We start from the raw sequence: 13042 nt of genomic DNA, 5'->3' as shown, positions 1-13042 counted from the left end.
TTGACAGCGTTCGCAAGTGCCTGTCGAGCTACGTGAATTGCCTCTCGCCGATGCCCGTGCTGAGTCCGCTCGACACAAGGTGAGTACCGATTTGAAGGAACGCCGGCACGAAATCCGGGGTGTCGACCGCGGACGAGAGTATATGAGCCCCGAAATGCGTCACGACCAGTTCCAGATCGCGTGAGATCAGAAGTCTCTGACCGTGAATTCCGCTCGCCATGAACGATCCGAACGGATCGTTGAGAATCCACCAGTAGTCGTGATAGCTCATCGTCGCGGGAGCGTCGACGGGTGCGCGTGGGCTTCTGACTTCGGAGGGGTAGCCCGCCGGCACACCCGCCGTCATGGATCGAGCGATGCTGGACGGGATTACCTGACGATCTTCGACGGCTCCATCACAGCGGATCATCTCCCCCACCCGGGCCACGTCGCGCAGGGTTGCACTGAATCCGCCTGCGGCCATTTCCGTTCCGGCGGAGTCGACGATGTAGAACGCATCTTCTTCGGCTCCGATGCGAGACCAGATCAGTTCGCTGAGAAGTTCGGCGATCGATGTTCCCGTCACGCGGCGCAATATTTCTCCGACAGTCTCGACATTGCCGTTCTCGTAGCGGAATTCGGCGCCGGTCGGGCCGGCAGTCCGAGCTGTGGCGAGATGCTCGAGAATGGTCTCCGGACCGCGGTAATTGGCGGGACGCAGCGTCGGAGCGACGACGGCCCAGAATCGGCTGGCTTCGATTGTGCGATAGAACGGACGGCCGCCGTACGCAACGTCGGTGCCCATGTGCAGAAGGTCTTGAATCCGGTTGTCTCCGAATGCAGTTCCTGCCAGCTCAGGTATAAACTTCGACGCCAGATCATCGCGACTGAACAATCCTTGCTCTTCGACGAGGGCTGCCATCAGACCGATATAGGACTTCGCCATCGACGCATTCAGATGAGGTTCGTGCGGCTTACACCCGTGCAGGTAGCTCTCGTACATGATGCGGCCGCGATGCAACACGGCGATGCCATCGCTGTGCGCGGCCGCGAGGAACTCGGACAGCGTCTGTTTCTGCTGATCAGGTAGGTCCAGCGTGATACCGGAAAGATCGGTGTGGTCGGTTGGAAGTCTCCAGACGGGTCCGTCGCCCCGCCATACCCGACGGGTTGCCACCATCTCTCGTATCGTCGTGGCCTGTTGGCGCACGTGTGCCGGGTCGGTGAACCCGCGAGCCCACGGGATGTCGTTCGTCGAGATGGATCGCGTCATGAATGATCGCCTTTCTTGTTGTTTGTAGATTTCACGTGATGCGGACCTGAATCACTCAGCGCCGGAGTGCATTCTGCTCATGCAGGGGGTTAACGGATGGCCCGGTGAGCAGGGCCGCACTGTCGCGAGCGTATGGACGATACAGTGCACCCGACGCCACCCCGTTAACGGTGGTCAGTACGACTGTGATGATGAAGAGTGCGCCTTGCAATCCGATTCTGTCACCGAGGGTTCCGACCAGGAAAGCGTATCCCGCATAGGCCAGCGCTTCGACGGTCGAGACGGATACCGCAAAAGCGAGGGCTCGAAGTTCCGGACGAACAACGGCCATGATTATCGGCCGATTGACCACTGGCACCTGACCTTGAAGAATGCCGACGATTCCGAACAAGACCGCATAGACACCGATACTGTTCCACGAGATCTGCGTGGCTATCAGGGCTGCGGCCGCGAACCCGATTTGGCTGGCCTGCAGCATCATGATGCGGCCGCTGCGTGGTCGCTTGGCGTTGACGAGATCGTTGACGCGACCGCCGGCAAAGGTGCCCAGGAGATACCCGACGGCGAAGGGAGGCGCGATGATCGACGCGGTCGCGGTCGTGAATCCGTGCTCCTCGACAAGAAAGACGATACTGAAACTCATGATGACGTTCTGGCCGGAGAAGATCCGCTGAACGAGGATGTATCGGAACGTCTTGATGGCAAGGAGTTCTCGTACTCCTTCGCGCCAGAACCTTGCCTTGGCGCCGAGATCGTCGACGGTCAGGCGGGAGTGCGCATCGGTCGGCTCGGGATCGTCGAGGAATACCATGATCAGCACACCGATAGCGATGCAGATCACCCCCGTAATGATGTAACCGTAGCGCCATCCGTCTTCGAAGCGGGACAACAATCCGAACACAGGAGCGCTCACACCAGTGATGATGGCAACACCTCCGTACACCAATCCGGTTGCGCGACCGCGCCGAGCGTCCTCGTACAGGTCACCGAGAACGGACAGTGCAATTGCTCCGGCACCGGCGAACCCTGCGGCACCGATCGCGTACAGGACAAGAAATTGAGTGAAGTTGCTCGATAGTCCAGCCAGGATCACCCAGACGCCCCAGAACCCTGAACAGATGGCAAGTACTGACTTGCGAGAATAGCGTCGAGCGAGGAACGCCCAGGGTATCGACGTGAATACTCCGACAGCCTTGGACACCGCAACGATCGTGCCGAGTGCCGCCGACGACAATCCCATGGCCTCACGCATCAGCGGGAACAGCACCGACGTCACACTGCTCTCGGCATTGTCCATTGCCGTCGATCCAGTCAGGAGTGCAAGATTCTTTGCTCGTCGACCACGTTGAAACTGGGTCGGGGACGCAACTTCTGTTGTCATTATTCCCTCTCGAATAACGCCGATGATTGAGTGGCGCAAGTGGAGCTGCGCGCCCGGCGGCCCGCTGTGCACTGAGTCACAGTGGGCATTAATGGAGAGGGTATACACAAATAGACATGCTGTCTATCTTTTGTTCAGCAGTACCGGCTACGTACGTTCCGAGTGGCGGGCAGACCTGGGCATCATCGCAACGATGCCCCAGCACAGAGTCCGGCAAGTACGACGCCGGCAGTCAACGCGACCATGAGATAGAACGGCACAGCCCGAGAGTCCTTGGCGTCCACTATGAATCGACGATGGCGAACGAGAGCGCCCAACGCGATGCCAACCGTTGTGGCGAGCAATGCGGCGAAGACGGCGATTGTCGGGATGGACGGGTGCCGGGCGATCTCACGGCCGGCGATCGCCGATACCGTCACCGAGGAAAGAGCCGTGCGTCGCCAGGCCAGGACTGTTCGCTCGGGCTGAAGTCCAGGTGGCTCATTTTCCGTCACAACACTGCCATCCCGACGCTGAGACCTGCTACGACGCATACGCCACCGACGACAAGCGGGATCATCGGCGACCTGGGCAGGGGTAGATCGCGTCGCATCGCCGTTTGGACAGCCTGCCAGTGTCTGAGCGCGCCGAGTGCGATCGCCGACGCCACCACGGTGCATACAACTCCGAGCACTCTGTTCAGGCTGTTGCCGGTTTCCGATACGAAGAACTGACCGACAGCGACGCCGCCGGCCAGCAACCCCAGTGCAGTTCGAATCCAGGCCAGGAATGTTCGCTCGTTCGCAAGACTGAATCTGTAATCCGGTTCGTGTTCGATCACGCTGGTTGCCTCTGAAATGTCGAGTGCCCGTCAGGTTTCCACATCGAGCGTGTGAGAACCTGACGGGCACGGATTTAGTTGAACGATGTTCAGGTGGTGAGCAATTGACGGGCGATGCCGTTCTTCTGAATCTCGGATGACCCGGTGAGAATTCGGAACATACGCAGCCGTTGGAACAGCGATTCAATCTCCGAACCGCGTATCACGCCGGACTTGCCATGAATCTGGACCGCGTGGTCGGCGATGGTAAAGGCCTTCTCTGCAACGAACAGTTTGCACATGAAGGCTTCGGTCCGTGGGCGGCCACCGGCATCGAGTGCCGCGAGTGCGTCGTAGGTCATCGAGCGGGCGGCGTAGTAGTCGGTCGCCATGTCGGCGAGTTTGTGCTGGATGGATTGCAACATTCCCAGGGGCGCGCCCTGCACCTGACGCGTCTTGCTGTACTCCACCGACAGCTCCAGTGCTCGGCGAGCTCCACCAAGCACAGTGGGACAGTGCAACAACCGATTGACCGTCACTCGCCCGAGCCCGATCCGCAAGCCTTCGCCGACGCTTCCGAGAAGCTGCTCCGGCCCGACGTAGCACTCGTCGAGGATGATGTCCGCTTCGATGTGCTGGCCGGACATGGGAACGTCACCGTCGGCCACGGTGCAACCGGGCGAATCCAGGTCGACCAGGAAGGCGGAGTACGAATCCGGGCCGTCGCCGCCGGATGCCATCTTTGTGATCAGGACCGAAAAGTCGGCGAACGGGCCGGCGGACGAGAACACCTTGTGGCCGTTCAGGCGCCAACCGGCGCCGTCCGGGGTAGCAGTGGTGAGCATGCCGCGAACGTCGGAACCGGCATCGTTCTCAGTGAGGGAGAAGCAGCATGCCTTTTCACCCCGCAGAACTGGCAGCAAGTATTTTTCCAACTGATACTCGGTGGCGTATTGAAAGATCGAGCCAGCGCGGAGCGGGCCGCCCATGTCTCCGAGTACCGACATCGAGAGGACCCGCGGCGACGCGCCGACCTCTTCTTTGAGTGCGGCAAGTTCGGTGTACGTGAGACCCTGGCCGCCGAGCTCGGTGGGAAGATGGATGCCGTAGAAGCCGAGTTCGCGGCTTCGTCTCCACACCGGTTCGAGCGTCTCACGAATGTAGTGAGATTCCTGAGTGAGCCCCAAGTCGGCTTCGTACTCGGCGAGCTCGCCGTCGAGGTAGTCGCGCAGGCGCTCGACCAACGATTGAAGTCTGGGATTGTCTTCGTAGGTGGGGGTGAGAGCGAATGACATGTCTGTTTCCTGTCAGTTGACGTGACGGTCAGCGGTGGTCCAATAGGTTGCGCGAATCGCGCGACGATCGATCTTGCCGTTTCGGTTGACGGGCAACGAGTGGGCGAAGTCGACCGACCGCGGCTTCTTCATACTTGCAAGTCGCGTCGCACAGTGCGCGATCAATTCCGTTGCTGTGGTGTCGGTTCCACTTCGCGTCACGACAACGGCTTTGACGGCTTCTCCCCATTTCGGATCGGGAACGCCGACGACGCACACTTCGGCAACAGCGGGATGTTCGTACAGTGCGGCCTCTACCTCACTGCAGTAGATGTTGAATCCGCCCGAGATGATCATGTCCTTCTTGCGATCGACGATGAAGAGGTATCCGTCTTGACGGAAGTAGCCGACGTCGCCGGTGTGGACCCAGCCGTTCCGGAATGTCTCAGCGGACAGTTTTGGTTCGTGGAAGTACTCGCGGACGCAGTCCGGGCCCTTGGCGACGATCTCACCGATCGTGCCCGCCGGAACCAGTACGCCGTTGTCGTCGACCACGCGAACGTCGGTGTCGTAGGCCGGCCGTCCACACGAGAGAAGCAGTTCGGGGTCGGATTCGATGCCGCGCACTACGTCTTCAGCGGTCAAAACCGTGACTACGCTTGTTGTTTCGCCAAGTCCGTATCCCTGAATAACGACGGGACCGAACAGTTTCACCGCGTCGCGCAGCCGTTGCGGGGAGACAGGCGCAGCGCCTACCCCGATGCAACGCAGTGAACTCAGGTCGATGTCGGTCACCGACGGATGGTCCATCAACAGGTTGAGCATTGTCGGGACCACCATTGTGGTGGTGATGCGCTCACGCTCGATGGTTCGCAGAAAGGTCTCCGCATCCCACGCCGGCAGAATCACCACGGCGGCGCCCCTGGCGAACATTCCGAGCATCACCATGCCCGATGCGTGTGTGATCGGGCCGGGCGCGAGGTATCGATCACCAACTGCAGGTGCGCCTTCCGGGCTCATCAACCTCTTGCGCATATTGGCCAAGCGGTTGCCCTGACTCTGGACCGCAGCTTTGAGCTTGCCCGTGGATCCGGACGTGTAGTTCAGAACGGCCGGGGCATCGACGTCGACGTCCACTTCGACGTTGTCTTCACTACCCGTGGCGAGCAGCTCACTGTAGCTTTCTACGCCGGGAGTGGAAGTACCGTAATCGATCACTCTGCAGTTCAACTCCTCGTCGGCCACGACCTCCAGCGCCATGTCGACGTGGGCAGCATCAACGAAGAGGACGCGAACATCGGCGTCGGCGAGGATATGCGCAAGTTCGTCCGCACCCAGCCGTGCGTTGATCGGCACTCTGACGAATCCCCCCTTACACAAGGCCATTTCAGTCACCACCAGCTCGCCGCAGTTTCCGGCAAAGGTTGCGATCATGTGCCCGGGCCGTGCGCCGGCGTGTGCGAGCGCGGACGCGAGACGGTTTGCGGCCGTGTCGAGTTCGCTGTAAGTCCACCGATCTTCGCCACAGACAAGGGCTTCGAGATCCGGATGGAAACTGGCGCTCCGGGCGAGATAGGTACCGAGGTTCATGAACACTCCAAGAAGAATCGACATCAAGACTGTTATTAGACAGTCTGTCTATATTGGATCGTTCTGTCAATATTGAACTATGCTGCGTACAACAGTTGCGAAGGAAGGGAAGCCAGTGCCTCCAGAAGACAGACGCGTCCGGCGGACCCGACGATTGCTGCGGGACGCCTTGGTCTCACTCGTCCTGGAACGGGGATATGCAGGGATTACCGTCGAGGACATCACGGACCGCGCAGATTTGGGTCGGGCGACGTTCTACAGCCACTACACAGACAAGGACGACCTGCTCGGTCAAGTCGTGTCCGACCTGGCCGATGACTTGCAAGAGCGACTCAGTCCACTCATACCCGCGTCGTCGATCGGTTTCACCGGAAAGCCCGTGCTCGAGATGTTTCGGCACGCAGCCGAGGAACGAGACGCCTACCGCGTGATTCTGCGCGGCGAAGGGGACGGGAAGGCCCTGCGAAAGTTCGTCGACGACCGAAGCGCCGCCGCCGTACGGATCTTCTCCGCACGAGCGGAAGCACTCGGCGTCACCCCACGAATCGACATCGAAGTTCTCTCGCGGGCGTGGGTAGGTGAACAAATCGCGGTCATGCAGTGGTGGCTTGAATCCGATCCTCCACCCCTGACTCCCGAAGAGGTCACTGAGATGCTCCTGGAACTCTCACTGCGAGGGCGCTATTGGTCTTCGGGTTTCGACGGCGAGTTGAAATCCGAGTAACCGTTGCCGCAGTTGGCTGCGACTTCGCCGAGGATGAGTTCGGTGTGCTCACCCACCTTCGGTGCCGGGCGCCGAAAACTGTTCAGCCCCAGACTGAACTGCGCCGGGAATCTCATCTGTGGCCAGCTTCCCCCGTCGTCGTTCACGACCTCGCTGAACAGGTTTCGAGCGACGACATGGGGATCGCTCAGCAGTTGGTCCGCGTCGGTAAATACCGGCGCCCACGGGGCGTTGATCGTGGTCAACGCCTTTGCCCACCACTCGTACGTCTGCGCGCCGAACGTTGCGACCAAAAGCTTCCGGACCTCGGCCTTGTACCGCGTCCGCAGCCATCTTTCGTCGTAACGATGCGTGTTCAACGCAGGAAACTCACCGCTGAGCGCTGTGCGGAATTCGATCCAAAACTTGTCCTCGAAAGTTGCAAGTGAGAGCAGGCATCCGTCGGAGGTCTCGAAAACATCATTGTCCCCCTGCACCGTTGGCGCGTCAGTGGGGTTTTCGATATCGCGGATCATGAGCGCAAAAGGTGCACACCAGGCGGTTGCGGCCTCGGCGAGGGAGACATCGATATGTTGTCCATACCCGTGCTTGTCCACGCTGGCGAGAGCCACGGCGATGGACAGTGCCGCGTACATCGAGCCCACCAGGTCGCCGGCTCGGATACCGGGGCGTGTGACGGCACCGTCGGCGCTACCGGGGACCGCGAAGAAGCCCGAGAGTCCGAGGAAGTTCAGTTCGTGCCCCGGCCTGCCGGCGTAAGGTCCGGACTGACCGTACCCACTGATCGAACATAATACGATGCGCGGGTTAACTTTTCGCAGTACGTCGTAGCCGAGTCCCATGCTCGCCAGAACCTGGGGTCGAAATCCTTCGACCACTGCGTCTGCAGTCTCGACCAATCGAAGAAACGCCTCGCGATCCTGTTCGAGGCGGAGGTCGAGAGCGACCGATCGCTTGTTCCTGTTCAGCGATGCCATCCGTTCGCCGACTACCCGCGTGGGATCAGGGCGGCTGGGATCTTCGATCTTGACCACGTCGGCGCCCAGATCTGCAAGCAGAGTTGTCGCGAACGGGCCGGGGAGAAGTCGTGACAGGTCAAGCACACGCTTCCCCTGCAAGAAACTCCATTCCATCGCATTGCCATTGTTCATATCCACACTCCGACGACCGTTGAGGCAGTCATGAATAGCGCCACGCCCTCATCGGCGTGGCGCTATTCATGACTGCGCAAAATCAGGGATGACCATGCCGATCAATAACAATCAGGTTATCGACTAATAGACATAGTGTCTATGAAAAGTACAGAGCAAATACACCCTGACTTGTGAAATGCAAAGCCAGGCCCTATGGTTCTGGCTATACATATTCCAAGTCAGCTTTCTGGTCGAGCCATGGAGACGTCGATGACCACTGCCGCCGTAAAATCACACACCGCCGCCTTCGATGCAAGCTGGAAGAGCTTCGACGGAATTCACGGAGGGCTCGTAGTCGCCAGCATGATGCGGGCAGCAGCCGACGCAACCGGCGCCGTCCCAGTTGCGGTCAGCGCGCATCTCGATCGGCCGATTCCGCCCGGCCCAGCCAGCCTGACTGTCGACGACACACATGGCGGTCGCACCGTCAGTTGCCATGTCACACTTGATAGCTCCGCCACTGCCCTTGTTCGGCTTGTCCGCGACATCGGTCCCACAGTTCTGTCGACGTCGTCTATCGCGCCGGCACCGGACGACCCGTCGACTCTGCCGCAACTCGAGATACCCGTCGACTTCGTGCCGTTCTCACAGCATCTCGACATTCGCCCGATCAACGCCGCACGCCCTTTTGCAGGTGGCGACTGCCCCGAGTTCGACGTCTGGATTCGCTTACACGCCGATCTCGATTTCACCACGGTAGAACGCTCCGCAGTCTTGCTCGATGCCTTACCGCCTGGGCTTTTTGCCACCCTCACAATGCCCGTCGCTATCCCGACCGTCGAGTTCAGTGCGCATTTCGCTCCGACAACGGCCACAGATTCACCGTGGCATCGCCTGCGGCATCGCACTGTGTGGTCAACTGAGACGCTCTGCGTCGACGAAACCGAATTATTCACCGCAACAGGTGAACTCGCAGCGCAGGCCAGACAACTGCGTCGCATCCTGCGCTGAGAACCCTCAGGCCTCGCGCAGACCCAGTTTTGTGAGTGTCCCTCGGACGCAACACGGCAATTGCTACCATGATCGCCACACCCAGCTGCCTGTCCACCGGAGGTCACCGTGATGAATCTCGTTCGCCGACTGACTGTCTGCGCGTCCGTCGTCGCCGCTTCGGCTCTGGTGTCGGTATCCGCAGCCTCCGCAACGGTGACGGTTCCGTTCCAAATCAACCCAGCCCCCTACGGGAATCCGAACGGCAGCTTCGACGCTCCTGCGGTTCGCTGTATGGCCGTCGTCGGCGAACAGCCAGGAGCAGTGACGATCACCGGCGGCAAAGAAGGCGGGTGGGGATGCCTGCTTTCGTCAGAAGTGCACTGGCTGAATCTGTCGACCGGAGCGTCCGGCTTCGCCCGGCTTTCGGACGGACTCAACGGATTCCCTGCCGAGGTGACCCTGCAGACCGGGACCGGGCAACTCGCAGTCACTGTCATATCTGTGGCCGGAGCGATCACCCCGGGAATCGCGACCTTGTACGTTCCTTAGGCGCCGGTGGGTAGCTTTCGTACACCGCACCTGCGGTGCAGGAAAGCTGGGCGGGTCGCAGACCACTCCTGACAACCAGGGCTTGACCTTGACACAGTGACAAGGACTCAAATGGTCGACGAAGGAGGTGGTTGTCTTGAATACAACCAACAACGGTGAGTCGAATACTCATCTCGTCGACGCTCTGTCCACAACCAACTCGTCGGGCCGGCTTCGGGCTGCCCTCACAGCAGGCACCCGACGCGATCCCGCTTTGACGGATATTCTTGTCGCTCGGTGCGCCGCCGAACCGGATTTTTTCGTCCGCGACATGCTGACCTGGGCTTTGTGCCGTTTGCCTGCTGACCTCACGGTACCGAGACTGATCGACGAGCTCGAATCCGACAACGCGCAGGCCCGGAGTCAGGCGCTGCACACACTCTCCAAGATCGGGGATCGACAGGCCTGGCCCGCAGTGACAGTTCTACTGCACGACAACCACGACGAGGTTGCGCGGAGCGCGTGGCGGGCAGCAGTCGCACTCGTGCCGTCAGGCAACGAGGCCGCGCTCGCCGCCGATCTGGTCACTGAACTCGGACGCGGCGACAGAGACATTCACCTCAGCCTCAGCCGGGCGCTCGTGAGTCTCGGTGAATCCGTCATATCAGTCCTCGACGCGGCAGTCGTAAGTCCCGATCCGAAGATTCGCGCACACGCAATCGCCACCAAACAGCTATATCTCGACCCCGACAGCGGCTTCACCCTCTCGTCGGAGTTGGCGCAACGTGTCTCGATCGTCGGTCCGCAGACCTAAAGAACAGGAGAAAAGATGTTGATCGGCGAAGTCTCGCGGCAGTCCGGTGTCAGTACGCGAATGTTGCGTCACTACGACACTTTGGGACTGGTGAAGCCCACCGGCCGTACATCCGGCGGCTACCGCGAGTACTCAGCCGATGACATCCGACGGCTCTTCCATGTTGAGAGCCTGAGGACACTCGGACTGTCGTTGGACGAAACCAGACGCGCCCTGGACGAACCCGAATTTGCCCCCGCCGATCTGGTGGGAGATCTCATTACGCACACGCGCCAGCGCATCGCTGCCGAGCAGGAATTGCTCACGAAACTCGAACACGTCGACGCCACCGCACCCTCGGAATGGGAGGACGTGTTACGCATGGTCACCCTGTTGCGCGCGCTCGAGTCAGAGTTTGCGGCCCGCCGTCAACAGGCAATCCTGAAGCAGGACGGCAATGCGTCGTTGCCCATCGACGCATTGGTCGAGGCAACGTTGTCGGAAGACGACCTCAATGTCGCCGGGGCATTGCAGTGGTCGCTGTCCAGGGCCGCCGGTCAGGGACTCACGACTCTGGCCGTCGGCCTCGAATCTGCGGAGGTCGACGTCCGCCGACGCGCCGTTGCCGCAATAGCAGCGGTGCGCACAGCGGAGGCAACAACACATCTGAGACGAGCACTCGAGGATTCCGACGCCGTTGTCCGCTCCCGTGCGGCCCTCACGCTGGGCGCTCGGGGCAGCATCGATGCGATACCTGATCTCCTCGAAATGGTCTTCACCGGCCAACACGACGTCGAGGCTGCCGAAGTTCTGGGGGTACTCACAGAAGTCTCTGATGCACTGGCCTCTGATGCACTCGACACCATCCTCGATCACATGCAGGCCACACTCGACGACACAAACGACCCTCCTACGCGATTACGAATCACGCAGGCACTTGCGGAAATTCCCGGCCCAGCGGCACGCGAGGCCCTCACGCGGCTGACCCAGGATCACGATCGTACGATCGCGGCCACTGCGGCCGCTATCGTCGCCGCTCAAGAACGCAAACAGAAACAAAGCATGGGCGCTAGGCTGCTCGAAGTGCCGAGGACGGATATTTGAGCTCGCGCGCGCGTGTGTGGGCTTCGCATCGTCTTAGCTGGTGATGCAAAGCCTTCACGCGGTATGTGATTCCGGCAGAGCCGGTTTCAGTCTCGGTGGACTGGGCCTTGGCGGGTGGTGGAACGTCGGCGGCGTTGTTTCGGGTCGATCGCTGCTGGTGGGATGAACCACGGTTTGTGATCATCGCCCATCTTGATTTCCCAGATACCGCGGAACCCGCTGGTGCTGTGAATCAACGTGTGGTGGCTCCGGCAGAGCAACACGAGGTTGTCCATCACCGTCAAACCACCCGTTGACCACGGTTTTATATGGTGCGCGTCGCACCACGCGGGGACGGCATCGCAGTTCGGGAAGGCGCAGCCTTTGTCCCGGGCGATCAACGCGATGCGTTGCTCTTTGCAGACCAACCGCTCGAGTGGCGTCACATCCAACGGTGCGCCGTTGCCGTCCATCAACACCGTCGAGAGCATGCAATCGCAGGCCAGCATCCGGGTTTTGCTCACACTCAGTGGTCCCATCCAGGGCATGTAGCCGACATCGAGATCATCGAAATCGGGTTCACCGCTGTCAGCTCGTGTGGTGGCGCATTCACGATGCTCGGCAAGATCTTTCGCGGTGATATGCACATTCACATGCGGACGCTGACCACCGTCAATACCGGTGGCGGCGTTGTCGAGGTAGCGGCGGATGAGTTCGGTGAACGCGTCGGCGGTGCGTTTTGCTGCCGACCGCGCATCCGGGGTCCCGTCCGCAGCGGGTTTGGGCATCGACAACCCCGACAGTGCCGATAGCAGCATTTCACCGGTCAACGCGTCGAAATCGCCCTTGATCACCACCCGACCATTCAATGTCGGCGCGATGCGCAGCACGTTGAGGTCGTCGTCCTCACCGGGCGGGGGCTCGTCGGATTCGAAGATCCGCTCCAAAACAGCGATCGCATACCGCAGCTTGACAGTGGTCGCTTCCACCCCGGACGCGGCGGCGAGAAGGGTTTTCAGGCTTGGTATTAATGCGATGTCCGGCATCCCTTTTGGTGGGGATTCGCAGAACGCGGCAATCAATGCCGCATGATCGAACGAGAGGTCACCGGCCTCGAACTGCGCCGCAATATCCGGGAACACCCGCAGTGCGGCACCGAGAGCGGCGATCTTGTTGCCCGCTGAGTTCTGCAGCATCGTATTCGCCGCCAACCAACGACCCACGCCCCGGTAGCAGAGCACTTGTTCGTCCGAATTGAGTGCCAGCTCGTCGACCGCGGTCACCCGAATCGCTTCCAACCGAAGAATTTCCGCCGACACCGACACGGCCACTTCCCGAACCTCGGCCGGACGCAACCGCCACAACCTGCCGCGCACACCCACAGCCGAACCGGCTACAACATCCCCCACCGCAATAGAATCGCTAACCATGGTCATCAAGGCCTCCCCACCCGTGACCTAAGTATACTCGAACATCCATTCGAATCAAGAGA

At 60.5% G+C, this 13042-nt stretch carries 13 protein-coding genes; 5 read left to right on the top strand and 8 right to left on the bottom strand.

The window, feature by feature from the left end; all coding sequences use genetic code 11:
• Positions 1 to 28: 28 nt before the first annotated feature.
• The 6 genes from ACFRFQ_RS07695 to ACFRFQ_RS07670 form a co-directional block, all read right to left on the bottom strand.
• On the bottom strand, positions 29 to 1252 hold the full coding sequence (locus tag ACFRFQ_RS07695) for a serine hydrolase domain-containing protein (RefSeq protein WP_378655253.1): 1224 nt from the start codon (positions 1250 to 1252) through the stop codon (positions 29 to 31).
• 55 nt (positions 1253 to 1307) lie between these two features.
• Positions 1308 to 2633, bottom strand: a complete 1326-nt coding sequence (locus tag ACFRFQ_RS07690) for an MFS transporter (RefSeq protein ID WP_378655250.1) — start codon at positions 2631 to 2633, stop codon at positions 1308 to 1310.
• Positions 2634 to 2815: 182 nt separating this feature from the next.
• Positions 2816 to 3127 (bottom strand): DUF202 domain-containing protein, encoded by a 312-nt coding sequence (locus ACFRFQ_RS07685; protein WP_378655247.1) that lies wholly within the window; start codon positions 3125 to 3127, stop codon positions 2816 to 2818.
• Positions 3124 to 3453, bottom strand: a complete 330-nt coding sequence (locus tag ACFRFQ_RS07680; RefSeq protein ID WP_378655244.1) for a YidH family protein — start codon at positions 3451 to 3453, stop codon at positions 3124 to 3126. Before ACFRFQ_RS07680 ends, ACFRFQ_RS07685 begins: the two co-directional genes overlap by 4 nt.
• An 89-nt stretch (positions 3454 to 3542) precedes the next feature.
• On the bottom strand, positions 3543 to 4727 hold the full coding sequence (locus tag ACFRFQ_RS07675; protein WP_378655240.1) for an acyl-CoA dehydrogenase family protein: 1185 nt from the start codon (positions 4725 to 4727) through the stop codon (positions 3543 to 3545).
• 12 nt (positions 4728 to 4739) lie between these two features.
• Positions 4740 to 6296, bottom strand: a complete 1557-nt coding sequence (locus ACFRFQ_RS07670; RefSeq protein ID WP_378655237.1) for a long-chain fatty acid--CoA ligase — start codon at positions 6294 to 6296, stop codon at positions 4740 to 4742.
• Positions 6297 to 6411: 115 nt separating this feature from the next.
• On the opposite strand from ACFRFQ_RS07670, the gene ACFRFQ_RS07665 reads away from it, so the two are divergent.
• Complete coding sequence (locus ACFRFQ_RS07665; protein WP_378655234.1) at positions 6412 to 7020, top strand: TetR/AcrR family transcriptional regulator; 609 nt, start codon at positions 6412 to 6414, stop codon at positions 7018 to 7020.
• On the opposite strand, the gene ACFRFQ_RS07660 is transcribed toward ACFRFQ_RS07665, so the two are convergent.
• Positions 6978 to 8171 carry a CaiB/BaiF CoA transferase family protein gene (locus ACFRFQ_RS07660; RefSeq protein WP_378655231.1) on the bottom strand — a complete coding sequence of 398 codons (1194 nt, stop codon included), beginning with the start codon at positions 8169 to 8171 and terminating at the stop codon, positions 6978 to 6980. The two genes, ACFRFQ_RS07665 and ACFRFQ_RS07660, sit on opposite strands and share 43 nt — an antisense overlap.
• A 252-nt stretch (positions 8172 to 8423) precedes the next feature.
• Between ACFRFQ_RS07660 and ACFRFQ_RS07655 the strand changes: the two genes are divergently transcribed.
• The 4 genes from ACFRFQ_RS07655 (at position 8424) to ACFRFQ_RS07640 (ending at position 11571) form a co-directional block, all read left to right on the top strand.
• Positions 8424 to 9164, top strand: coding sequence for a thioesterase family protein (locus ACFRFQ_RS07655; protein WP_378655228.1), 741 nt, complete (start codon positions 8424 to 8426; stop codon positions 9162 to 9164).
• 111 nt (positions 9165 to 9275) lie between these two features.
• Positions 9276 to 9695 (top strand): hypothetical protein, encoded by a 420-nt coding sequence (locus tag ACFRFQ_RS07650; protein ID WP_378655225.1) that lies wholly within the window; start codon positions 9276 to 9278, stop codon positions 9693 to 9695.
• Between the two features lie 127 nt (positions 9696 to 9822).
• The gene (locus ACFRFQ_RS07645) at positions 9823 to 10488 is read left to right on the top strand and encodes a HEAT repeat domain-containing protein (RefSeq protein WP_378655222.1); all 666 of its coding nucleotides are present in this window, start codon (positions 9823 to 9825) and stop codon (positions 10486 to 10488) included.
• 15 nt (positions 10489 to 10503) lie between these two features.
• The gene (locus ACFRFQ_RS07640) at positions 10504 to 11571 is read left to right on the top strand and encodes a MerR family transcriptional regulator (protein WP_378655219.1); all 1068 of its coding nucleotides are present in this window, start codon (positions 10504 to 10506) and stop codon (positions 11569 to 11571) included.
• 86 nt (positions 11572 to 11657) lie between these two features.
• On the opposite strand, the gene ACFRFQ_RS07635 is transcribed toward ACFRFQ_RS07640, so the two are convergent.
• The gene (locus ACFRFQ_RS07635; RefSeq protein ID WP_378655216.1) at positions 11658 to 12986 is read right to left on the bottom strand and encodes a DUF222 domain-containing protein; all 1329 of its coding nucleotides are present in this window, start codon (positions 12984 to 12986) and stop codon (positions 11658 to 11660) included.
• Between the last annotated feature and the right edge of the window lie 56 nt (positions 12987 to 13042).

The organism is Rhodococcus sp. NPDC056743 (assembly GCF_042790355.1).
Classification (GTDB): Bacteria; Actinomycetota; Actinomycetes; order Mycobacteriales; family Mycobacteriaceae; genus Rhodococcus_F.
This window is presented reverse-complemented; position numbering and strand designations above follow the sequence as displayed.

Excerpts from the sequence above, each read along its gene's own strand:
- ACFRFQ_RS07675 (WP_378655240.1), bottom strand. The coding sequence starts at position 4,727 with ATGTCATTCGCTCTCACCCCCACCTACGAAGACAATCCCAGACTTCAA.
- ACFRFQ_RS07650 (WP_378655225.1), top strand. The coding sequence starts at position 9,276 with ATGAATCTCGTTCGCCGACTGACTGTCTGCGCGTCCGTCGTCGCCGCT.
- ACFRFQ_RS07660 (WP_378655231.1), bottom strand. The coding sequence starts at position 8,171 with ATGAACAATGGCAATGCGATGGAATGGAGTTTCTTGCAGGGGAAGCGT.
- ACFRFQ_RS07690 (WP_378655250.1), bottom strand. The coding sequence starts at position 2,633 with ATGACAACAGAAGTTGCGTCCCCGACCCAGTTTCAACGTGGTCGACGA.
- ACFRFQ_RS07655 (WP_378655228.1), top strand. The coding sequence starts at position 8,424 with ATGACCACTGCCGCCGTAAAATCACACACCGCCGCCTTCGATGCAAGC.
- ACFRFQ_RS07695 (WP_378655253.1), bottom strand. The coding sequence starts at position 1,252 with ATGACGCGATCCATCTCGACGAACGACATCCCGTGGGCTCGCGGGTTC.
- ACFRFQ_RS07640 (WP_378655219.1), top strand. The coding sequence starts at position 10,504 with ATGTTGATCGGCGAAGTCTCGCGGCAGTCCGGTGTCAGTACGCGAATG.
- ACFRFQ_RS07635 (WP_378655216.1), bottom strand. The coding sequence starts at position 12,986 with ATGACCATGGTTAGCGATTCTATTGCGGTGGGGGATGTTGTAGCCGGT.
- ACFRFQ_RS07670 (WP_378655237.1), bottom strand. The coding sequence starts at position 6,296 with ATGAACCTCGGTACCTATCTCGCCCGGAGCGCCAGTTTCCATCCGGAT.